The organism is Flexithrix dorotheae DSM 6795, assembly GCF_000379765.1.
Classification (GTDB): Bacteria; Bacteroidota; Bacteroidia; order Cytophagales; family Flammeovirgaceae; genus Flexithrix; species Flexithrix dorotheae.
In genome coordinates this window covers 264,150-286,507 of sequence record NZ_KB903520.1, presented here as the reverse complement: position 1 = coordinate 286,507, position 22,358 = coordinate 264,150, and the positions used below count along the sequence as shown (strand labels likewise).

General features: G+C 35.5%; 18 protein-coding genes. 9 read left to right on the top strand and 9 right to left on the bottom strand.

Annotation, left to right across the window (positions count from 1 at the left end; translation table 11 throughout):
• The first annotated feature begins 29 nt into the window (after positions 1-29).
• A complete protein-coding gene (locus A3EM_RS0140750; RefSeq protein WP_020534008.1) occupies positions 30-359 on the top strand; it encodes a CcmD family protein in 330 nt (109 codons plus the stop codon).
• A gap of 42 nt (positions 360-401) precedes the next feature.
• Positions 402-830 (top strand): cytochrome c maturation protein CcmE domain-containing protein, encoded by a 429-nt coding sequence (locus A3EM_RS0140745; protein WP_020534007.1) that lies wholly within the window; start codon positions 402-404, stop codon positions 828-830.
• Positions 831-878: 48 nt separating this feature from the next.
• Here A3EM_RS0140745 and A3EM_RS0140740 read toward each other — a convergent pair whose 3' ends face one another.
• Positions 879-1,841 carry a tryptophan 2,3-dioxygenase family protein gene (locus A3EM_RS0140740; RefSeq protein WP_020534006.1) on the bottom strand — a complete coding sequence of 321 codons (963 nt, stop codon included), beginning with the start codon at positions 1,839-1,841 and terminating at the stop codon, positions 879-881.
• Between the two features lie 368 nt (positions 1,842-2,209).
• On the opposite strand from A3EM_RS0140740, the gene A3EM_RS0140730 reads away from it, so the two are divergent.
• Positions 2,210-3,526, top strand: a complete 1,317-nt coding sequence (locus A3EM_RS0140730) for a type IX secretion system plug protein (RefSeq protein ID WP_020534004.1) — start codon at positions 2,210-2,212, stop codon at positions 3,524-3,526.
• Between the two features lie 44 nt (positions 3,527-3,570).
• Here the strand turns inward: A3EM_RS0140730 and A3EM_RS0140725 are convergent, their stop codons facing one another.
• From A3EM_RS0140725 to A3EM_RS0140710, 4 genes are all read right to left on the bottom strand, one after another.
• Complete coding sequence (locus tag A3EM_RS0140725) at positions 3,571-5,037, bottom strand: sulfatase family protein (protein WP_245576604.1); 1,467 nt, start codon at positions 5,035-5,037, stop codon at positions 3,571-3,573.
• A 37-nt stretch (positions 5,038-5,074) separates the two neighbouring features.
• Positions 5,075-6,634 (bottom strand): sensor histidine kinase, encoded by a 1,560-nt coding sequence (locus A3EM_RS46830; protein ID WP_020534002.1) that lies wholly within the window; start codon positions 6,632-6,634, stop codon positions 5,075-5,077.
• Positions 6,635-6,708: 74 nt separating this feature from the next.
• A complete protein-coding gene (locus tag A3EM_RS0140715; protein ID WP_020534001.1) occupies positions 6,709-7,791 on the bottom strand; it encodes a BamA/TamA family outer membrane protein in 1,083 nt (360 codons plus the stop codon).
• A gap of 38 nt (positions 7,792-7,829) precedes the next feature.
• Entirely contained in the window at positions 7,830-8,840 is a 1,011-nt protein-coding gene (locus tag A3EM_RS0140710) for an NADP-dependent oxidoreductase (protein ID WP_020534000.1), read from the bottom strand.
• 173 nt (positions 8,841-9,013) lie between these two features.
• Here A3EM_RS0140710 and mgrA point away from each other — a divergent pair, with 173 nt between their 5' ends.
• A complete protein-coding gene (gene mgrA, locus A3EM_RS0140705; RefSeq protein ID WP_020533999.1) occupies positions 9,014-10,003 on the top strand; it encodes an L-glyceraldehyde 3-phosphate reductase in 990 nt (329 codons plus the stop codon).
• A gap of 112 nt (positions 10,004-10,115) precedes the next feature.
• Here mgrA and A3EM_RS0140700 read toward each other — a convergent pair whose 3' ends face one another.
• Entirely contained in the window at positions 10,116-10,928 is an 813-nt protein-coding gene (locus A3EM_RS0140700; protein WP_020533998.1) for a DUF3108 domain-containing protein, read from the bottom strand.
• 257 nt (positions 10,929-11,185) lie between these two features.
• Here A3EM_RS0140700 and A3EM_RS0140695 point away from each other — a divergent pair, with 257 nt between their 5' ends.
• On the top strand, positions 11,186-12,010 hold the full coding sequence (locus A3EM_RS0140695; protein WP_020533997.1) for a hypothetical protein: 825 nt from the start codon (positions 11,186-11,188) through the stop codon (positions 12,008-12,010).
• 22 nt (positions 12,011-12,032) lie between these two features.
• Here the strand turns inward: A3EM_RS0140695 and A3EM_RS0140690 are convergent, their stop codons facing one another.
• Positions 12,033-12,629 carry a hypothetical protein gene (locus A3EM_RS0140690; RefSeq protein WP_020533996.1) on the bottom strand — a complete coding sequence of 199 codons (597 nt, stop codon included), beginning with the start codon at positions 12,627-12,629 and terminating at the stop codon, positions 12,033-12,035.
• A 428-nt stretch (positions 12,630-13,057) separates the two neighbouring features.
• On the opposite strand from A3EM_RS0140690, the gene A3EM_RS0140685 reads away from it, so the two are divergent.
• The 4 genes from A3EM_RS0140685 (at position 13,058) to A3EM_RS47940 (ending at position 17,186) form a co-directional block, all read left to right on the top strand.
• The gene (locus A3EM_RS0140685) at positions 13,058-14,986 is read left to right on the top strand and encodes an OmpA family protein (protein WP_020533995.1); all 1,929 of its coding nucleotides are present in this window, start codon (positions 13,058-13,060) and stop codon (positions 14,984-14,986) included.
• Entirely contained in the window at positions 14,986-15,465 is a 480-nt protein-coding gene (locus A3EM_RS0140680) for a regulatory protein RecX (RefSeq protein ID WP_020533994.1), read from the top strand. Before A3EM_RS0140685 ends, A3EM_RS0140680 begins: the two co-directional genes overlap by 1 nt.
• A 269-nt stretch (positions 15,466-15,734) precedes the next feature.
• The gene (locus A3EM_RS0140670) at positions 15,735-16,838 is read left to right on the top strand and encodes a tetratricopeptide repeat protein (RefSeq protein ID WP_211212049.1); all 1,104 of its coding nucleotides are present in this window, start codon (positions 15,735-15,737) and stop codon (positions 16,836-16,838) included.
• A 198-nt stretch (positions 16,839-17,036) separates the two neighbouring features.
• Positions 17,037-17,186 (top strand): hypothetical protein, encoded by a 150-nt coding sequence (locus A3EM_RS47940; protein WP_020533991.1) that lies wholly within the window; start codon positions 17,037-17,039, stop codon positions 17,184-17,186.
• Positions 17,187-17,444: 258 nt separating this feature from the next.
• On the opposite strand, the gene A3EM_RS45265 is transcribed toward A3EM_RS47940, so the two are convergent.
• Together A3EM_RS45265 and A3EM_RS0140650 are read right to left on the bottom strand one after the other, a co-directional pair.
• The gene (locus A3EM_RS45265) at positions 17,445-18,749 is read right to left on the bottom strand and encodes a DEAD/DEAH box helicase (RefSeq protein WP_020533989.1); all 1,305 of its coding nucleotides are present in this window, start codon (positions 18,747-18,749) and stop codon (positions 17,445-17,447) included.
• 163 nt (positions 18,750-18,912) lie between these two features.
• Positions 18,913-22,038: an ATP-binding protein gene (locus A3EM_RS0140650; RefSeq protein WP_020533988.1), complete on the bottom strand. Its 3,126-nt coding sequence runs from the start codon at positions 22,036-22,038 to the stop codon at positions 18,913-18,915.
• Positions 22,039-22,358 lie beyond the last annotated feature (320 nt).

Sequence of the window (22,358 nt, the reverse complement as noted above, 5' to 3'; positions counted from 1 at the left end):
TACTGAGATAAATTTACTCAATATTGAAAATGGCCTGGTACTTACCTCATAATTTAAGTGAAATGTTTATAAAAAAGTTATTAACCATTATACTGATAGGGATTTCGATTTCCCTGACTAATTCATTTGATGTTGTAGCCCAGGAAAAATATAAAGTATCAGAAAAGGATTATGCCAACAGTGATGTGGATATGGCTGATGAAATGAGAGCCAATGGGAAAATTTATATTGTAGTAGCAACCATAGTTTCTATTATTTCAGGAATTTTGGTGTACCTGATTATGTTAGATAAAAAGGTAAAAAAGCTGGAGGACCTAACCGAATCAATTGCAAAAGAAAAAGAATTACAAAAAAGCTGATTTTTGGGCAATCAGTTTAATTCAAAAAAAGAATAAAACAACATGAAGAAAATACACCTATTCGGAATTGGAGTTATTGCCATTGCAATCGCCATTATAATATCTACCGCTGGTGATGCCAGCCAGTATGTCAATTTTGAACAAGCCAGAGAAATGGCAGAATCCGGGAATTCCAATAAAATCCATGTGATTGGAGAACTAAAGAAAGATCAAAACCAAAATGTAATTGGGGTAAATTACCAGCCTCAGATTGATGCAAATTATTTATCTTTTTTATTAATTGATGATAATAATGAGGAACAGGAAGTGGTTTGCTATCAGCCTCCTGCGTCCATGAAAGACTTTGAAAAATCTGAAAAAGTAGTAGTGATTGGCCGTTATCTGGATGGAAAGTTTGTGGCCAGTGAAATTCTGATGAAATGCCCATCCAAGTATGAAGAAAATACTATACAGGTGAGTGAAGTAAAATAATTTTTGCCCTCTAAAAAAAAATAAAAAAGCCGCTCAATGCGGCTTTTTTCAATTTAGATCCTCCATAACTACAAATTTTTTTCCCCAATTTTTCAATTCTTCCTTGGACCACAATTCAGGGTAAAAAATCCTCAACTGAAATCTTGGCGGCAGGTATTTTTGCCAATTAGTTCCACCAGTAGCCGAAATTACCTCAGGATCTTTCTGTAAATACCTGACTGCCGACTTGAAGTGAGAAAGTGGCCAGTTTACATTCACCAGAATATCGAATTTTCTCAATTCTTTAATTATTTCTTCTTTCCGGTCGGAATGAAAAAAATGGTTTTTGTAGATGGCCCATAAATTACATCCCCTGTATTTAGCTGCTAATTCAATTAATTCCTTAGAATATTTCTCCTCAAACTTTTTAAGTGTAAGCGTTTTCTTTCCTGTAGCTAATTCAGTAGCTCCCTGTTTCCAGTAAATGTTTTTGTACATTTCTTCCACTGGAGTGGCCGGAGTTAGTTCATCTCTAAATTCTTTTGAAACCAGATTTTTAAAATCGGTAGCACAAATTTCGATCATTCTGTATTGAGCGGACTGAAAACCACTTGAGGGCAATAGAGACATCCGAAATTTCAAAAACTGATCTTTATCCATCCCATCCACCATGATATCAAATGAATTAGTCAGCATTTGGAAATATCTGTTGACTCTTTGCAACCTTGCCACAAAAAATTCTTCCTTAATCTGAGGTTTATTGGCAATTTGCTCCATTTCCAGAAGTACCAGCTTAAAATTAAGCTCCGTCATCTGATGATAAATAATGAAAATATTTTCATCGGGAAAATCTGTTTTGGGATTTTGCAAGCTCAAAAGTGTATCCAGATGAATGTAATCCCAATAATTTAAATAATTGGCATAAAGCAATCCATCCAGATAGGACGAAAGATCCTGCCCCATCACATCATACTTCTGCCTAAGCTTTTCTAATTGATCCAGAATTTTTGGATCGATCTCCGACTTGTCCATTTTTGCTGTTATTGATTAAGTTGTTTATTTTTCGAGTTAAGTACAGGTATAATTCAGTATTCTCCAATGAACCATAAAAACCACTTTTTCTCAGCAAGATCTTCAGTAGAAACCTTGGATAAATCGCGATTCAGGGTTGCAAAAATGAAGCTCCTGTTGGAACAGCTTTTTTATCATATTGGGAATTACTGGGTATAATTGAATTTTGAGGAATATCATCTCATTCCCAATTAGTTGTGTCAAATTTGAATATATTTATTTTTTTTCAAATCATTGAATAAATTTCATTAAGTTTCCAATTAAATATTCAAAACACTATAAACATCATTCCCTTAATAATAAATGGTGTTTTTGCTAAAAACAAATTAATGATTCTTCGCTTTAATCTTCTGCTGTTTACTTTATTTATTACAATACAATTTTCACAAGGTCAGGATTTATATGATGTATTGGAAAAACCAGTTGAAAAAACGCTGATTTATGATGACTTTGTTTATGAGAATTACATCAGGTCGGTTGTTTTATATCCCAGAATTGCCCTGTCGGGAGACAAATTGATTCCGGCCATTGTACCCATAAGTAATATTTCTTCATTGGTTTTGGAATTTGATGATATTACAGATGATACTGATGATTATAAAGTAAAACTCATCCATTGTAATTTCGACTGGTCGCCCTCTCAGTACAATTCAGCTGAATATTTATTTCAATATAATGAGTTCAATATCTTAAATTTTGAGTATTCCTTAAATACCAAATTACCTTATGTCCACTATATGTTTCAGTTACCACAGGTAAAAAAATCCGGAAATTATTTGCTGGTCGTTTACCGGGGAACAGATGATAAAGACCTCATTCTTTCCAAAAGGTTTATTGTATATGAAGATTTTGTGGGTGTAGGAATTACTGTAGAAGAGTACGTAGGAGGAGCCGAAGCCAGACGGTTTCAGCAGGTAAAATTTAATGTAAGTTATGGAAATTTCCCATTGGAAATGCCGCAGGAAAATGTAAAGGTAGTACTTAGACAAAACTATCGTTGGGACAATGCCATTACCGATTTAAAACCCCTGTTTGTGAAAGAATTTCAAAAAGTACTTGATTATCAATATTTTAATGAAGAAAATACTTTTGAAGGTTTAAATGAATTCAGGTTTTTCGATTTTAGTTTTAACTTTTCAGGTTTTGGGGTAAAAACTGTTTTGAGAAACCCACAAATAAATAAAGTCCAGTTATATCCGGAAAAAACCAGAAAAGGATTTGTATACAATTCACAAAATGTGAATCCGGACTATAACGGACGTTTTTTTACCATTAACAGAGAAACTGGCCGTGGAGGAACTGAAGGGGATTATGCTTTTGTCAATTTCACCATGCTGTCGGATGAAGTACCCGGCAAACAGGTTTATGTAATTGGTGGATTTAACAACTACCAACTCACTGATGAAAACAGGCTGGAATATTCAAGAGGGCTGGGAGGATATACCGGAAACATACTGCTTAAACAGGGAAGGTATGATTATATGTACACCTTACTGGACCCTAAAAGTAAGGCAAGAAATGAGGTTTATTTTGAAGGAAGCCATTCCCAAACGGAAAATGAATATGATGTAATTGTTTATTACAGAGGATATGGCAGCCGTGGCGACAGGGTAGTTGGTTACCATTCTTATAATTTTATGAGATAATAAAAAAACGGGTGTTAAATCATTCAACACCCATTTTCAAAATCTTAAAACCCCGGTTTGGCATTAGACTCCAATCCTCCTGATTTTACCCCGGGCATTTCCCCCCTGGGCACTTCATTAAATTTAGGAACATTTTCGAGCAATCGTCCAGTTTCCCTGTCAAACCCATCTTTGGTTAATTCCCCGGGAGTATTGTCTTTTGTCAACACCCTCCATTCATTGAGAATAAACCTGTAATCTTTCAGCACTTCCTGATATTCTTCCAATGAGGCAATATTATTGAATTGGTTCGGGTCCCGGTTTACATCAAATAATTCTTCAAATGGCCTAGGTGTAATAAAAACATCAGCCTGAGCCGGGGACAATAATCCTTTGTCCCTCAAGTCATTTAATGCATGTTGGGCAGGACTGGATTTAGAATCTGCAGGTCCTCCATTGGGAAATTGAGGTCGGGAATTTAAAACATATAAAAAATCCTTCGATCTTACCATCCTTTCATGGGATTCGTAATCGTGCCAATTGTGTTCAGAGAAAACAAATCGCCTGAATTCTTTATCAGGTTTTTTAAGAACTTCTGCAAAACTTTTTCCCTGAAATGAATCGGGAGATTTCAATCCAGCAAGTTCTACAAATGTCGGAGCAATATCAATTACACTTATTAAGGAATTGGATTTTACACCTTTAGGGCTAATTCCCTTGGGCCAGAAAACCACAAATGGCGTTTTCATTCCACTGTCGTAAACCCTGGTTTTACTTCTTGGAAATGGCATGCCATTATCGGCCATTACAATTATTATGGTGTTGTCTAATACACCCTGTTTTTCCAATTCCTTTTTCACTTCCCCTACATAGAAATCCATCCTGGAAACTTCATTGTAATAAGAGGCCAAATCCTGGCGGGTTTCAGGAGTATCAGCAAGGTATCCCGGAACAATGACATTTTCAGGTTTGTGAGGTTCTCCCCAATCATCGGCATGCCATATTCTATGCGCATCCAAAGATGCCAGCCACATAAAAAATGGTTTATCTTTTGGTCTTTCCTGTAAAACCGGCAACCAGGTGCCTTCTCCTCCAGAATTCCCTGGGCCTTCAATTCTGTCGAAATCAGGTTTAATATTTTCTCCCATATGCCATTTTCCGGCAGCAGCCGTATAATATCCACCTTTTTTCAATTCTCCGGCAATTGTAGGCATACCTTCAGGTAAAGGTGTATGTAATTCTGCCGCTCCGGTATTATGGGGGTATCGCCCTGACATGATACTGCATCTACTGGGACTACATGAACTTGCTGTAAGAAAGGTATTGGTGAAGGCAATTCCACCACTTGCCAGTTGATCAACTTCGGGGGTTCTTATTGCAGTATTTCCGTAACATCCGTAATCATTCCAGCTAATGTCATCTCCAATGATGATTACAAAGTTAGGCTGCTGTGCAAAAGTAAGTGAGGGGAAAAAAAAACAAAAAATAAGGTAAAAAATTGGGAAGCCCATTTTCCGTGGGGAGATCATCATTTTCATTTATCAATTTAGTAAAAATAAGTAGTACACTTTAAGTCTTTGGAATTGACTCTTCCCCAAAGTAAATAAAAAATTTAGTACCTTCCTCCACTTTACTTTCAACTTTTATTTCTCCGCCAAAAGATTCAATTTGATTTCTGGTAATGAATAACCCCACCCCTCTCGCATCTTTATTCCCATGGAAAGTTTTATGAAGCTGGAAAATTTTATCCCCGTATTTCTCCAGGTCAATTCCTAACCCATTATCCTGGCAAGTAAGCATAACGCCTTTAGAAGTAGCTTTGGTGGTTAATTTAATTACAGGGTTTCTATCATTTGGCCGGTATTTTATAGCATTAGTAATTAAATTCTGAAGGATACTTTCCAAATAAGCTTTGGGATAATAAATAGATGAACATTTGCTAAAATCAGCTATAATTTCTGCATTACTTTCTTTCAACTGTACCGAAAGTAAATCTCTTAAATTGAGTAAGACATGTTCAAAATTATTGACTTCCTTCTTTACATCCTGTTCCAGATTAATTTTAATAATTTCTGTAAGATCAGATACAGTTTGAGATAATTTGGCAATGAGCTCCTCTGATTTTTGTTGATAGAGTTTTTGCTCTTCCTCTGAGGTGGAAATTTTCCTTAATTCAGCAATTGCTTCAAGGGTGGCCAAAGGAGACCTCAGGTTATGAGAAACGATATAAGCAAAACTTTCCAGCCGATTTTTTTTGTTTTCTATGTTCCTTGAAAGCACCTCCAACTGACTTATTTTTTCTTTCAGTTGAAATTCGGCAATTTTCAGAGGGGTAATATTTCTGGCCACAGTAAGAACATCTTTCACCTCCTGTTCTCCATTAATAATAGGAACAATCGAAATCTTAAAGTATTCTCTTCCCTGATCAGGAGACCAGTCTTCGGATTCATAAGTTTCAATGGATTTATTCCTGATGGCCATTTCCACTACATTGCTATAATTTACCTTCATTTTCGTGGGATATTCCAAATCCATCAACGATTTTCCAATATAGTGCTTGGAATCTTTCCCAGATATTTTTTTTACCGAATCATTAATAAACTTTAGTTTAAGATCACTTCCCAAATGCCCAATGATATCAGGATTATTATTGACAAGCGCCTTAAACTGTCTTTCTCTTTCTTCCAGCTTTTTGTATGCTTCCTTTAATTCTTCAGTTTTCTCAAGCACTACCCTTTCCAGCTCCGTTGGAGTTTTAAGGGCAAAGGCTTTAGGCATCACTTTATACAGGTAAAAGGCAGTGGCCCATGAAACAATTGCCGTACCCGACAAAAACAGTGCATTAAAACGGTAAACAGGCACCCAAAAAATTAAGGCATCGATAAAATGAGTAGTTCCACAAAAGAGGATAAAGGCAACAAACAGTAAGAATATTTTTCGAAAAGGCAAATCCTTTCGCTGAGCGATCACTTTTACCATCAGCAAGGGTATGGCAAAATATGAAGCCCAAATTGCCAGGTTACTGCCTATATAAAGCCATCCATGAAAATCACTCCATTTTCCACAATGCCACCTTGCAGGAAAATCAGAGGTATCAAAAAGTTTTTGAAAAAACTCTGTTACTTCCATTTATAGTTAAAAAAAACTTGGTTCTGAAATTCAAAAAAACTGGTATAACACACACAACTAACAGAAAAAAAACATTAAAAAGCTTCTCCAACTCTAAAATAAAACCCCCAATCATCCTTTCCTTTTGCAATATCAATCCCGGCATTCATTTTATTTTTTGGAAAGACAAGGTATCTCAGTCCGCAACCAAATCCGGGTAAAATTGTTTCATTATCCACTTCATTTATTCCATCAAAAACACTTGCCAACCCGAAAAAGCCTACAGCACCAAGTTTTTCATGAAAATTAAATCTGTATTCTCCTTGTAAAGCTATCATGCCATTTCCTCTAAATTTACCCTGGGAATATCCTCTAATATCTTCTCTGCCCACTATAAATTGTTGCTCAAATACCAAATCCCCAATACCAAACCCTGTATAAAACCGAGCCGCCAGTACATCCCTCCTATCCTTTATTTTCCAATATTGATTATGAGAAATTTCTACTTTATTAGCATGAGAATCGTTACTTAAAAAGCTGGGATAAGAATTCCAGTCTATTTCTGAAATCATTCCGGAGGTGGGGTAATAAACATCATTTCTTTTATCAAACGAAAACTTGAAACCCACCCCATTTTGAGTAGTCTTTTTGGAGCCTTCTGGCCCCTCCTTCAAAGCAGAATTAAATTTGGTGTAAACATAATGGACTCCCCCATATAATTTCCCTTTAATTTTTCTTTGAACCTCCAGGAAAACAAAGTCTGCCTGAGTATTGTAATCGATATAACCTCCAATGGGTGCGTCAAGGAAAAACTGAAAATTAATTGATCCTAAACCTCCGGCTGCGGTTACCCTCCATGTATCCTCTTTAAGGTAAAACCGATTGAAACCCATTAAAAACCAGGAATCATTTGTGGTATACATACCAATTAAACCAGATATTGAGGAGGGTGAAATGGTATCCTTTTTACTGAGATTGTACATAGCCATAGGGATGGCTCCCATAGAAAACCCCACAGACCGACTATAATTGATATATGGAATAGGAACAAAACTAAAATCCCTATCTGATTTTACTCCTCCACTTCCGGAAGGTAAGCCCTGTGCATTTGTAAAATGTTGAAATCCGAATACAAAAAACAACAAAAAAAGCAGGATGGGACTCCTGAATTTTAACATTTGAAGTAGCATTAATAACTGATTGTAAAAGGTAATTTTTATTTAATTTTCACGAGTTGTTTTCCAATATTTTCACCCTTGAATAATCCCAGAAATGCATCAGGAGTTTGCTCAATTCCCTCCACAATATTTTCCTTATTTTTTAATTTCCCTTCCTTCAGCCAGGCAGCCAATTGCTTTATGCCTTCCCCATATTTATCGGAAAACTGACCGACTAAAAATCCCTGTAAAAGCGCCATTCTGGTTAACAAGTAACTTTGCCACCTGGGTCCTACAGGCATTTCCGTTGAATTATAATCCGCAATCTGCCCACATAAAGGAATTCGCGCATGATTGTTAATCAGTGTAATAACCGCATCAGATATTTCTCCACCTACATTTTCAAAATAAACATCAACTCCATTGGGACATGCTGCCTTAAGGTCAGCTCTTAGGTTCTGAGAAGTTTTGTAATTGATTCCTTCATCGAATCCAAGTTCATTTTTCAGGTAATCAATTTTTTCATCAGATCCGGCTATTCCTACTACCCTGCAACCTTTAATTTTGGCAATCTGGCCTACAATAGTCCCTACCGCTCCAGCAGCACCGGAAACAACCACCGTTTCCTTTTCCTTAGGTTTTCCAATTTCTAAAAGTCCAAAATATGCGGTAAGGCCGGGCATTCCCAAAATCCCCAAAGAAGTGCTTATTGGAGCAAGGTCAGGGTTTACTTTGGTTAAACCTTTAGCAGCAACCGCAGCAAAGTTTTCCCATCCCATCATTCCCATTACATAATCTCCTTCCTTCAATGCCTGGTCTTTTGATGCAACGATTTTTCCTACTGCACCACCTGTTAAAACCTCTCCTACCTGAAATGGGGCTATATAAGATTTACGATCATTCATCCTTCCCCTCATATATGGATCAACCGATAAATAATGGACTTCAACTAAAACCTGTCCTTCCAAAAGTTCGGGAATGTCTGTTTCTTCAATTCTAAAACAATCTTTATCCGGCACACCGACTGGTCGCTTATTGAAAATAATTTGAGTGTTCTTTTTTGATGTCATGGTTAAGTATATTTAATTCACCCAAATATAAGAATCCAATTGAATCGAAAGGTATAATAGCTGATTTATTCTATGAACAGTTTATTAAGAATTATTCATCCACACTAAATTTTGTATTATCATTGCTGATGCATTAAATTGAACATTCATTTTTCACTCACAAAAAACTATTGATGAATTACAAAGCAGCCTCCTCCAGATATGATAAAATGGAATATAAAAGATGTGGGAAAAGTGGTTTATTATTACCTGGTGTTTCCCTCGGTCTTTGGCATAACTTCGGAGGAGTAGATACTTATGAAAATGGAAGATCCATAATAACCAGAGCTTTCGATCTGGGCGTTACACATTTTGATTTGGCCAATAATTACGGTCCACCTCCGGGTTCTGCAGAAGAAAACTTTGGAAAAATGCTAAAACAAGACCTGCACCCATACCGAGATGAACTAATTATTTCGAGTAAAGCCGGCTACAGAATGTGGGATGGACCTTATGGAGAATGGGGATCTAAAAAATATCTGATTTCCAGCCTTGACCAAAGCCTGAAAAGGATGGGACTTGATTATGTAGACATTTTTTATTCCCACCGGCCAGATCCAAATACTCCTTTGGAAGAAACTATGGGAGCCCTTGATCAGATTGTAAGACAGGGAAAAGCACTTTATGTAGGTCTTTCCAATTATACTGCTGAACAAACCCAAAAGGCCATTGACATATTAAACGACCTTGGTACAAGTTGTTTAATTCATCAGCCAAGATACAATATGATGGACAGGTGGGTGGAAGACGGTTTACTTGATGTATTGGAAAAGAATGGAGTAGGTTGTATTCCCTTTTCTCCGCTGGAACAAGGCTTACTCACGAACCGATACCTTAAAGGAATTCCGGAGGGATCAAGAGCCACAAGATCAGTATTTTTACAAGAAAATGACATTACCGAGGAAAAAATCCAGGCGGTTTCCAAACTTAATGATATAGCCCAAAACAGAGGACAGTCTATGGCTCAAATGGCTTTAAGCTGGATTTTGAAAGACAAAAGAATTACCACAGTTTTAATTGGGGCAAGTTCTGTAAGTCAATTAGAAAACAGTCTTGCATGTCTGGAAAATACTTCATTCACAAGCGATGAGCTTTCAAAAATAGAGAAAATTCTTGCTTCCTGATGATTTCAGGTAAAACCTCAATTAAGAGTTAAAGAGGTTGTTCAAAAATTAGTAGTTAACATTGAGCCACAAGTAATTGAAAAAATTTTGTGGCTCATTTTTTTTACCAGAATTATTTCTTTTGGTTTAAATCTCCATTTAATCCCCGGAAATTATCTAAAGTGAGTGTAACTTCGCCAACAATCAAATCTGCCTCAGCTTTCACTAACACATGATTGATATCATTTGAAATCCATGCTTTAATTGGATTATTACCCTCGAATAGCGGATTTGATGGAATAACCGGGGAAATAATATAAGTCTTTACTTTTCCAAATTTAGTTTCTATGGTTTCCTTTCCCAGGAATTGAATTTTTACCGGGTAAACCTTATCCTTCACAAAAATATTCTGATCGAAGGTGGAATTCTTTTTCAACTTTCCAAAGTCGATACTTCTGATCTGGTAAAAGCTGCTTATGATATCCTGAATATTTCCCGGAATCTCATAATTCTCCACGGCATATTTATTTTCACCTTCTTTTGTAGAAACAGCTACTTCAAGCGTCTCATAATTAAACTCTGAGACTTCATCTTTTCTGTAACTATTTTCCTGAATATTTCTAACAAACTTTTTAGGTTTTAATTCAAGGGTATCCATATAGGAAATCCAGGAATTGTTAATGGTCGTGATAAAAGCTGAGGCTCCTGTAGTCTGAGCCTTAATACTCACCTTAAAACAAGGTTCTTCATGAACACTTGAAACATTTTTCTCAAAATCCAGCACAGCCACACCGGCATCAAAAAAGCCATATCTTGCTTTATAAACTAATTTTTCCCCTTGTTTGTAATAGGAAAAGGGTTTGCTGGAATTTACTGGTGAAAAGTGCTGACTTCCGGATAAAAATAATGCGATGAAAATAAAAAAAACAGCTCCTCTAAAGTGCATAAATTAAATGATTTGAAAACTTATACCAATACGAATACAAGATGAATTTAGGTACATCTACATTCAGATTTTTATATCTGATTTATTTCAGCAAAGTTATTCTTTGATAATATTTTGAGTACTCAAAAACTTCCATTAATTTCATCAAGAAAACCAACAAAATTGGGTCCAGGGACGATTCAATTTACTTACAATCATTCGATTGTGGTGAAATCTGGAGAATAATTTCCACCCAACTTTAATAAAATAAACCAGACATGGACGATTCATTTGCTGAACTAATTTCTTCATACTTGTGGGACAAAGCTAAATTGGCTGTTCTATTTTCTCTGCTAAGTTTAATAATAGCCCTTCTCACTTTCATTTACATACTCATTCTAAAAAAGAAAATTAAAAAGCTGCCTTCCAGGGTGGATTTTGAGCAAATAAATGGAGGAATGGAAGGTATAAAACTGAACTTCACAAAACAGTTGGATAAATTTAAATCCGAACTTGTGGAGGAGACTAATGCCTCCAAAAAAGACCACATCAGGGAAATGCAGGATTTAAAAGCCCACCTTTCCAACTATAATAAAAACCTGTTCACCAGGAATACCTTTATTCTGGATGGTTTGCTGGAATTGAATACTTCCTATTCGAAATGGATAAATTACCTGAAAAACATCTACCTGCCTTCTATTTCTGCTGAAGGCAAGTATTTTGAGGAAATCAAAAAAAATTGCAACAAATACAGATCTGATTTTAATGCCACTCTTGACAACCTAAGTGTGGTAATCCTGGATAAAGAATTAATTGAAACAGGAAAATTACTTAGGAAAGAAACCCAGGTGATGGAAAGACTGACCATGTATAAATTGCTAAAGCTGGAAAACCTTAAAACTAAATATGCACTTTTAAACGATACCGACAAACAATCAGGGGTTTTAAGAGAGGAAGAACGGAAAAGGTTATTATTGGAAGAGGCAGAGGTACGAAAAGAAAAAAAGGAAGAAATAGTAAACCAGTACAAAACTGTTTACCATGTTTACACACAATTCAGCTCCATGCTTGGCCAACAGGTAAACAAAAGTATTCAGTCCTGATTTACCTTTTCAAAATTGAATCTTAGCGTATTTTATGAAACTTTTTCCCCGAGCCTTTCCAACATTCTACTTTATGGTGCCGGGCAAATTGAAGGGCATCTTTATCGTATCCTAAATAGGAGACAAAGACCAATCGGTAACTTTTTTTTATGCCTTTTTTATGAACAATGTCTTTTACATTATTGATAAACTTGTTCATATGGTCGCGTTTTACTTTGGTACTCAGGTTTTTGGACTCTATAAAAATTAAAGTTGGATAATATTTTCTGAGCAGAAAAGGAATTAATGAAATGATCACCAGGCAAAGAATTGTCCCGGTGAAAGAAATTTCGGGAATAACTTTAGAAAAGATTACTCCGGCCGAACCAAAAAGGTCAATAAAACTGAGAGAATGCAATAGAAGCAAAATAGCCAAAAGGGAAAGATAAATAACATAAAACCGCTTAATTTTAAAAAGGTAATTTTCTGCTACAATGTCAATTTCATAATTTCTTTTGGCAATCGTACCTTTAAAAAACTGCCTTCTTCCCAAAACTTTATAACCTGGAAGCGCATTCATAAATCTGGCAAAATCTTTTTCTAATTGTTCTCCTTTTATCTGCTTTGCATTATCTTTCATAGGTCGTTTTATATTGGCAATTGTTAGAATGTTTATATTCAAAAAACACTATATCAGCTAGTTATATTCATTAAAACAGAAAACTATAGCATGTATTTATGTAGTTAACTATCTCATTTCTTTATAATTTTATAAGTGGGAATTGATTTTATACTTTTTCAAATTTAAGTAACAGTACTATTTTAATATTGAGTAACTTCACTTCAATATCAATTTTTAGAAAGCAACATCGGGTGGCAAATTAAAAGGAAATTATTTTCTCGTACCACTTAAAAAGAAAGGATACTTACTTAATTATAGCTTTATTTTTGCGTTAATTCCCTTAAACAGTTATTAAAATGACCCTGAGATTATTCATCTCATTGTCAATTAGTTGCGACTGGGTTTCCATTTTTTTCCAGTCTCTTTCACAAGTTCCTAACATATAAATGATGATTAAAAGATTTATTTTTTTTGCACTACTGATAAATTTCACATTCCAATCACAGGTATTTGCCCAAACTACTAAATCAAAAAAAGCCCTTAAACTTTACAAAAGCTCTCAGGAACTAAAGAAGTCCAGGGATTTTGAAAAATCTATTTCTGCCTTAAAAAAAGCTGTAGAAATAGATCCAAAGTTTGCTGAAGCCCATCTGGATCTTGGATACAATTACTTTATCTTAAGAGACTTGAGAAATGCCAGGGTCCATCTTCAAAAAGCTGCTGAACTTAAACCTGATGACCAAAAATTTAAATACTCTTATATAAGGGTAGCCGAATTTGAATTAAGAGAAGGGAATTATAAAGTGGCAGTGGACTATGCAAAAAAATACCTCACTTATAATTCCAGTGCCAGATACCAAAGAGATGTGGATGAAGCCAACAGGATTATAGAAATAGGGGAATTTGCCATTGAAGGCATGAAAAATCCACACGATTTTAAACCGGTTTCTCTGGGGGATGTAGTCAATAAATTCCCATATCAATATTTCCCTGTACTTACCGCAGATAATTCCTCGATGGTTTTCATTGGAAGACAAAACAAAATCGAAAACTTATACATCAGCACCAATGAAAATGGAAAATGGGGTGAACCTAAACCCATTAAAGAAATCAACACCAACGCCCAGGAAGGAACCTGTACCATTTCCGGAGATGGGAAAACACTGATTTTCACCGCATGTGGAGAAACAAAAGAGAGAAAAGTATATGGTTTATGCGATCTTTTTATAAGTCATAAATCCGGAGATGAGTGGTCTACCCCCAAAAATATGGGTGGAAAAATAAATAGAAGATCTTGGGAATCTCAACCTGCTCTTTCTGCAGATGGCAGAACCCTCTATTTCGTATCAGACAGGCCAGGTGGAATAGGAGGAAATGATATTTGGATGACTAAATTGAATGAAAAAAATGAATGGACTGAACCTGAAAACCTGGGTCCCACTGTAAATACCAAAAGAGATGAAATAGCTCCCTTTATTCATGCCAATGGCAAAACACTTTTCTTTTCTTCTGAAGGCTATTTGGGCTATGGAGGATATGATTTCTACAAAACCGAACTCAAAAATGAAAAAGAATGGGAAACACCTGAAAACCTGGGCTACCCGATAAATGATTTCAGAGATCAGGTGGGATTATTTATCACTGCGGATGGTACCAAAGCTTTTTATAGCAATGAAGACTATGAAAGTGGTGTGATTATTTCCAGTGTTTTAACGTCCTTTGATTTTCCGGAGGAAATCAGACCTTCCAAAATCAGTGATGTTGTGGCAGGAAAAGTATTTGATGCCGTAACTAAAAAGCCACTAAACGCACAAATTAAACTCACAAATGTTGATTCTGACCACCTCATTTCCGCAGTAGAATCCGATGAAAAATATGGCAACTACCTTATTGCACTTACTGAAGGATCAAAATATGCACTTCACGTAGACCGATCAGGATATTTATACAAAAGTTTATCCTTTGATTATAAAAAAGGTTCAGAAAGTAAAGTCATTGAATTAGACATTTATCTTGACCCTATTGATGAAGGCTCAATTGTTACCCTAAATAATATCTTCTTTGAATCCGGTTCATATGCTTTATTACCCGAATCCAAAACCGAGCTGGATAAATTAGTGAAATTCATGAGTGACAATGATGAACTGAAAATTGAAATAGGCGGACATACCGACAATGTAGGTTCAGATGATAAAAACAAAACCCTTTCTCTAAACCGAGCCAATTCTGTAAAGGAATACCTGACTAAAGCCGGTATTTCTGATGAAAGAATAGCCACAGAAGGTTATGGGGAATCGAAGCCTGTGGAAGAAAATACATCTGAAACTAACAAGGCAAAAAATAGAAGGATTGAATTTAAAGTAGTGAAAAATTAATGAAAAAAAGTACTGAATTATCTTTTGCCGAAGCTTTCCAGAAAGCCGCCTCTTTTTGTGCTTATCAGGAGAGGTGTAAAGCTGAGGTAAGACAAAAACTAAACAAGTTCGTACTGCAGGATGATTTTACTGAATCCATAATCAGCAAATTGGAGGAGGAAAACTATTTAAATGAAGAAAGGTTTTGTAAAGAATTTGTGAGGGGAAAATTATACGGCAAAAGTTGGGGAAAAATAAAAATAAAAGCAGCTTTACAACAAAAACAAGTTTCGCAGTATCTGATTAGTACTGTTTTAGAAGAAATTGATGAAGAAGAATATCATAGAATTCTTCTTCAGGTAATTGAAAAAAAACGGAAATCGCTTGAGCCTATAGATTCTCCAGCAAAAAAAAGTAAGTTAATTCATTTTGCAGTTTCAAGAGGTTTTGAATACGGAATTATTTTAGATAATATCAAAGATGACTATAATGTTTATTGATTCATAAAATTTCAGCCATTCAAACTCAATCAGAAGAACATTTTTTTATTTTTTTAGGTTGGTATGTGGAATCAGTTTTTTTAATCATAATTTAAAGTTTATTTTTTCGTCTTTCAGGTAAAAATTTACCGATGGTTTTACAAGTGGGTTGATAATCAGTTTTATTAATGAAAATAAAAGTAGTATTTTTTCTTCTTATTCTTTTTTCATACCAAGCTCATGCTCAGCGATTACCAAGTCTGGATAGTGTCAAAATTCTATTAACCAATATGACGATCCAGATAGAATGTACTTCTGGTGTAAATGATCTTTATAATTTCAAGTTTGACAGAGCTGCAAGTCAGTTTAACTGGCTGAGGAAACACTATCCCCGGCACCCACTCCCCTACTTTCTTCTTGGCCTTATAGAATGGTGGAAAATCCAGCCAAATACCAGCAATACCCAGTATGATGATAAATTTCTGGCCTATATGGACACCGCTATTTACTTTGCCGAGGAAATTTTTGAGAAGGATGAAAACAACCCTGAAGCACCTTTTTTCCTTGCCGGAGCTTACGGATTTAAAGGCCGGCTCTACTCCGACAGAAAATCCTGGACGAAAGCAGCTTTTGCAGGAAAAAAATCGCTCAACTACCTGGAGTATAGTAAACAGCATTCCGATCTTAGCCCGGAAATATTATTTGGTGATGGAATTTTCAACTATTATTCTGTATGGATAAGGGACAATTATCCCATGCTAAAACCCATCCTGTTGTTTTTTGACAAAGGGGATAAGGAGCTAGGACTGGAACAACTTGAAACGGTGGTAAAAGAAGCATTCTACACCAAAGTGGAGGCACAAAACTTCCTGATGCGCATTTATTCCTTTGAAGAAAATCAACCACATAAGGGATTCAGAATAGCGGAATACCTGCATACATCTTTTCCCGACAACCCCTACTTCCATCGATATTATGCCCGGATGTTATATTCTATGGGAAGGTACAATGATTTGCAGGTAGTTTCTGAAGACATTCTAAATAAGATAGAAAAAAAAATGGTGGGTTATGAAGAGAAAAGTGGCAGATATGCCTCCTATTATCTGGGCCATATTTATCGGGTAAAATATAAAGATGAGGATAAAGCTGCAGTATTTTTTGAAAAAGCGGTTGCCTATTCGGAAACCATAGGAGAAGAAGAATCGGGTTATTATTTATACTCTTTAGGCCATTTAGGAAAAATAGCATATGCCAATGAAAAAATGGATCTTGCCATGGGATATTATGATAAAATCCTGGATAATGCAGATAAAAAACATCCTACCTATAAAGAAGCTAAGAGTTTTAAAAAGACCTACCGAAAATACCTTAAATCTGAAAACAGAAAATCCTAGAATACCCCTATTTCAATCTTAGGGGCTATTAAAACATGTCCGAAAATGTACAATAGTGTGTCATACCGTACAATTTTTCATTTCAACAAAAAGCAAATCACCGCTGTAAACAACTGAAAAACAACAACTTGTGTCCATTGGTATATGGTTTGGTAAAATCAAATCAAACATTTGATCAATACATTTAAACTACGTATCATGAACTTTTTAAGAAATAAATTAAATACTATAGTTAAAGCTGCTTTTGTACTTATTTTGTTATCCTTTTTAGGATTAAAAAGCAAAGCTATGACAAATGATCAACTGGTGGAAACTACTGCTCATCATACTGAAATAGTTAAAAAATAAAAAGGAGTTTTAATTCAGTTTTTCTAATTGAAAAATTGGCCGGAAAACAGTTTTTAATTAAGCATGCGAATGCTGCTATGCGCTTCAAAACGCATCTTCTTGGGCAAAAAAAAGGCGTGTAGAAGCGGATATTATTTTTTCAGCTTTAAAACAAATAATGCTGAGGAATAATTTGCTGAGAATAATTGCTGGCAAGTTGCCAATCCATCAAATACTTCTGGAGTGATACTCTGTTTGTATTTAGAATAGTAAGAAAAATCATCCTTGATGTTCTCTTAAAAAAGTGGCGAGAATTTTCTCCAGCAATTCATCTTTGGATAAATGTCTCAGTTCGTTTTTAAAGTCCTCACGGCTCAAATCGTCCAACCTGTCACTGGCTACAGGCTTATTTTTAGCAATTTTTCGTGCCCACAAAATAGCTTTGTTTATTAACTGATCTTTTGGACTGGGTACAGGAACTTTCTTTACCATCAGCTTAAGGTTACTCTTGATCTTTTCCCAATTTTCCCTTTCTTCGGGGAATACGAAAGTGAGACTGATTCCGGTTTTTCCGGCTCTCGATGTCCGTCCACTTCTGTGGGTATAAGCATCAACTGTATCCGGCAGATGATACTGAATCACAAAACCTATATCCTGCACATCCATACCCCTAGAAGCCACATCAGTAGCCAACAGTAAAGGAATCTGGTCATTTTTATATTGCTCCATTACCTTATTTCTCAGGCCCTGGGGCAAATCCCCATGAATGGCACCACAGGTAAATTTATTAGCGGATAATTGTTTGTATAATTTCTGCACACCAGATTTGGTCCGGCAAAAAATAATTCCCTTTTGATTTCCAAACCTTGTTAAAAAATGGAGAAGAACATTTAATTTCTCTTCGGCTGCAAGTTCAATTACCCAATGGTCAATTCCCGCATTTGTTTCTTTTGATTTCCCTATACCAACCTTTACCAACTCCTTCTTCAGGTATTTATTTACAATTCCATTTATTTCATCCGGCATAGTAGCAGAAAACAACCAGCTGGAATACGAGCGATTGGCACTCGATAGGATTTTATCAATATCAGTTTGGAAGCCTTTCAAAAGCATTTCATCTGCTTCATCAAAAACTATGAATTTTACGGTAGACAAATAGACCACTTTTCTTTGAATGAGATCCATTAATCGTCCTGGAGTAGCCACTACAATATGTACTCCATTACTTAATTCCTGAATTTGCGTTTTGAGCGACATCCCTCCATAAATTCCTTCTATTTTTAAACCTGGAATATATTTCCCTAAAGCAATGAGTTCATTTCCTACTTGCTCACAAAGTTCTCTGGTTGGTACCAAAACAACTGCCTGTATTTTTCCTGAAGCCGTATCCATTCTGGATAAAAGAGGAATCCCAAAAGCAAAAGTTTTTCCGGTTCCCGTGGCGGACCTGCCTACAAAATCTCCCTTATGTGCTAACAACACGGGAATTGTTTTAGATTGAATGGCCGTAGGGTTTGAAATTCCCTTTTCTTCTAATGCCTTTAAAATTCCTTGATGAATATTTGTTGAAGAAAAGCTTTTCATTGATGTTCGAAAATTGGCTATTTATTGGTAAAAACTGCAAACTGGTACAAAACTAGAATCTTTATATTAAAATCTTATGAGTATTTGGATTGTATCTATCAATCACAAAAAAAAGACTAACCATTATAGGTTAGCCTTAACTATTGCGCTTTTTTTGAAAAACCTAAAATTCGTAAACCTCCGCCTTCGACTTATTGAATTCAACTACGAATTCAGCTCCTGCACCAAGATTACTTTCACACCACACATTTCCATTCATCAGTTCCACATACTTTTTAACTATGGATAGGCCCAGCCCAGTGGACATCTCCCCCCCTGTGGGTTTGGCAGAAAGTTTTTGATATTTCCCAAAAAGCTTTTTTCTGTCCTCTTTATTAATTCCCGGTCCCTCATCAATGATGGATACCCTTAATTTATCCCTTACATCATAAACTCTTATCACTATCTTTTTACCAAAAGGCGAGAACTTAATTGCGTTCGATATTAGATTTTCAAAAATTTGGGTGATGTAATTATGGTCAACCTCAGAATAGGGATCATCCGTCTGTATATTAAAAGAAAGCTCAATTTGTTTTTTACTTAAAGCTTCCTCAAATGTACTATTGACATGATTAATGACATCCAGGACATTAACTCTCTGCAATTGAATATTTATCTTCTTGGACTCAATTGATTTGAGATCAAGAATTTTTGTAATCATATCAAACATTCGGTTCAGAGACTTACTGGTAATTTTTATTCCTTCCAATTGTTCTTTTTTCAAATTACCGGTATTGTGTTGTAAGAAATTGGTAAGACTAATGGCAATGGCCAGCGGATTTCTTAAGTCGTGGGCTACAATCCCAATAAGATGATTCTTTTCCTTATTGAGTTCCACAAGCTCCTTATTCTTGTTTTCAATTAATCTCTTTTGCTCATTAATATTCTGATACGCAATTTGAAGCGTTTTTTTCTGATCGCCAATTTTCTTATAGGCATTGGCATTTTCAAGAGCAATTTTAGCATATAAGGCTATATTCCTTAAAATATTGATATGGTAATCGGAATAGGCATTTTTCTTAAAACTTTGCACTGTAAGCACACCTATAGACTTTGACTGCACTACCAGGGGAACGTAAATTAAAGAGCTGGCATGGTGAATCCCCGCTTTTTCTGTGAAATACCCTCCTGAAATATAATTAGAAGCTTCCCTTTCAAAGTCTTTCAGAATCACCTCCTGCTGATGATTAAAACAATAAACTGCCAGATTATCCTCTTCTGTTAATTTAAATTTAACCTCCTTCTGAGTGACACCATTCTCAAAAATAGCAGGGAAATCCAGCGTGCTTCTTTCCGGATTATAGATTCCTACACCAAAAACCGAAACATCCATTAAAGTGTTTACATTTTCATAAATCAATTCAATGATATTTTCAATCGATAAGGAAGCTGTTATACTTTGACCCATTTCGCTAAGCAACTCAAGGTTCTTATAGGCTTCCTCCAAATAATTTGATTGGGTTTCAATTTGCTTATTTTTGAGGGAAAGTTTCGAATTGGCCTTTCGGGTTTGTAAATAAGTAAAGAAAATCAAACAGAGAATGACGGTAATCAGAACGATTCCCGTAATGGTATATCGGTTAATGGATTCCTGTTTACTCAATTCCAGTTCCTTCAGCTCTTTGTCCTTTTCCAGCATGGCAAAAGCAGCCTTCCTTTCCTGCTTTTCCATTTCCTGCTGTTTCAGTGCATAGGCTTGTATTTCCCTGTTTTTCTCTAATAGGGCAATTTGTTTTTCCTGCTTTTCCGTTTGATATTGCCTTTTCAATAATAAAATATCCTGCTTGGCTTTTTCATTTTTTAAATGTTCATTTTTTAACTCAAACTCCTTCAATTCCTTATCAATTAAAAGCAATGCCAACTCCTGATCCCTTTTTTCTGCCTGAAGTTGGAGTTTTTTCACCTCCAGGGTATCCAGTTCCTGCCCCACAATCATCTGCTCACGTTTATTGATAATGAATTGCTTTCTATTTTCGGCTTCTTCCTTTTCCAACAATTTCTTCTGTTCATCCAGCTTATCTAACAATAAGCTATCTTTGATTTGGGAATATAGCTGATGATAAGCCAGTGATTTTTTGTACTTTTTCTTGAAGGTATAGGCATTATACAAATAGTAATAGCTATGGTATAAAATTTCCTTGTTTTCCAATTCCTTAGCTATTTCCTGAGCCTTATTGGCATATTCAATTGCCGCTGTAAAATTATCGAGTTTAATATAAATCAGGGCAATTTGGTTATATGTTCGGGCAATCCCTTCCTGATCTTCAACTTCCTGACTGATTCTAAGTTTTTTATCATAAGAATTGAGGGCATGTTTATAATTAGTGGGACCTCCTCCTTCATCACCCAGGTATTGGTAAATCTGGCCAATGGTTAACAGAGTTTCGGTATATTCTGGAAAATGCGCATTATCCATATCAAGATCTTTACAAACAATTCTGAAATCCATAAAGGCTCCTAAAGATTTGTTGTAATTTTTTAAATCCTTATATACATAACCTATATCATGAAGTGAATGGGCGATTCCTACAGAATCTTTAATGGTTTTGTTGATATTCAGAATTTTCAGATTGTAATTCAGAGAAGCATTGTAATCCTGAATTTTGTTGCTGCTGTTGGCCAGTTTTTCAAGGGTTCTTAAAATTTTGGTGGTATCTTTTCTGGCAGAGTACAATCCCATTAAATGGCTATAATTAACTATGGCTTTTTCATAGCTTCCCATCTCGCAATAGATTTTCCCTGTATTTTCCAGAATGTTAATCTGGCCTAAGTCATCCCCTAACTTTTCTTTATGACTTTCTGCTACAAGAAAATATTCCAAAGCCTTATTAGGGGATTCCCATTTTTTATAGAGATAGGCCAATTCCAGATAAACATCAGACAAACCTTTATCATCCGATAATCTTTCATATTCTTTAGAGGCCCTCAAAAAGTATTTTAAAGCAGAGCCCGTTTGATCTTTTTTCAAATAACTTCTGGCAATGGTTAATAAATTACGGGCATTGAACTCAGAGGGGTCAGGGCCTTCGTTCATCAATAGAGCCTCTTCAGCAAATTGAATGGCATTTTCAGAAAATCCCCTTTCAAGAAAATCCTCAGCTTCCCGGGTGAGTTTTTCCACATTGGCTGAGGTAATTACTCGTTTTTTATCCAGGGAGAAAGAAACTTCCGTTTTCACCTGGGCATGTATTTTTGCGGAAATAATACTTAAACAAGCAATTACTAAGTATAATTTTTTAGTAATTTTCACCTTTTGGGTAATTTAATGTGTAATTGTTTTCCTTATATTATATGGTTATTGGTTATTTATTTGGTAATTATTTTTCCCGATCTCATCAAAAACTTGTGTTATTCCTTTAGACACAACTAATTGATAATGAGATGGAATGCTTTTTTAACAATTAATTAATGTAATATAATTCAATTTAAAATAGCAATTTACAAAAAGCAGATAATTATGGCTAATTTTTTATTATAGATGGCAGATTTTATTTTTGAACAACAAAAAGTAAATATAGTGTCATATTTATATTTACCCGGCCTGAAATGTATCCCTAAAGTATTTCACTT

Bases quoted from the DNA above. Each gene is read 5' to 3' on its own strand.
- A3EM_RS47940 (WP_020533991.1), top strand. From the start codon at position 17,037: ATGAACTTTTTAAGAAATAAATTAAATACTATAGTTAAAGCTGCTTTT.
- A3EM_RS0140680 (WP_020533994.1), top strand. From the start codon at position 14,986: ATGAAAAAAAGTACTGAATTATCTTTTGCCGAAGCTTTCCAGAAAGCC.
- A3EM_RS0140740 (WP_020534006.1), bottom strand. From the start codon at position 1,841: ATGGACAAGTCGGAGATCGATCCAAAAATTCTGGATCAATTAGAAAAG.
- A3EM_RS0140695 (WP_020533997.1), top strand. From the start codon at position 11,186: ATGGACGATTCATTTGCTGAACTAATTTCTTCATACTTGTGGGACAAA.
- A3EM_RS0140690 (WP_020533996.1), bottom strand. From the start codon at position 12,629: ATGAAAGATAATGCAAAGCAGATAAAAGGAGAACAATTAGAAAAAGAT.
- A3EM_RS0140730 (WP_020534004.1), top strand. From the start codon at position 2,210: ATGATTCTTCGCTTTAATCTTCTGCTGTTTACTTTATTTATTACAATA.
- A3EM_RS0140700 (WP_020533998.1), bottom strand. From the start codon at position 10,928: ATGCACTTTAGAGGAGCTGTTTTTTTTATTTTCATCGCATTATTTTTA.
- A3EM_RS46830 (WP_020534002.1), bottom strand. From the start codon at position 6,634: ATGGAAGTAACAGAGTTTTTTCAAAAACTTTTTGATACCTCTGATTTT.
- A3EM_RS0140715 (WP_020534001.1), bottom strand. From the start codon at position 7,791: ATGTTAAAATTCAGGAGTCCCATCCTGCTTTTTTTGTTGTTTTTTGTA.
- A3EM_RS0140685 (WP_020533995.1), top strand. From the start codon at position 13,058: ATGATGATTAAAAGATTTATTTTTTTTGCACTACTGATAAATTTCACA.
- mgrA (WP_020533999.1), top strand. From the start codon at position 9,014: ATGAATTACAAAGCAGCCTCCTCCAGATATGATAAAATGGAATATAAA.
- A3EM_RS0140745 (WP_020534007.1), top strand. From the start codon at position 402: ATGAAGAAAATACACCTATTCGGAATTGGAGTTATTGCCATTGCAATC.
- A3EM_RS0140710 (WP_020534000.1), bottom strand. From the start codon at position 8,840: ATGACATCAAAAAAGAACACTCAAATTATTTTCAATAAGCGACCAGTC.
- A3EM_RS0140670 (WP_211212049.1), top strand. From the start codon at position 15,735: ATGACGATCCAGATAGAATGTACTTCTGGTGTAAATGATCTTTATAAT.
- A3EM_RS45265 (WP_020533989.1), bottom strand. From the start codon at position 18,749: ATGAAAAGCTTTTCTTCAACAAATATTCATCAAGGAATTTTAAAGGCA.
- A3EM_RS0140750 (WP_020534008.1), top strand. From the start codon at position 30: ATGGCCTGGTACTTACCTCATAATTTAAGTGAAATGTTTATAAAAAAG.
- A3EM_RS0140725 (WP_245576604.1), bottom strand. From the start codon at position 5,037: ATGATGATCTCCCCACGGAAAATGGGCTTCCCAATTTTTTACCTTATT.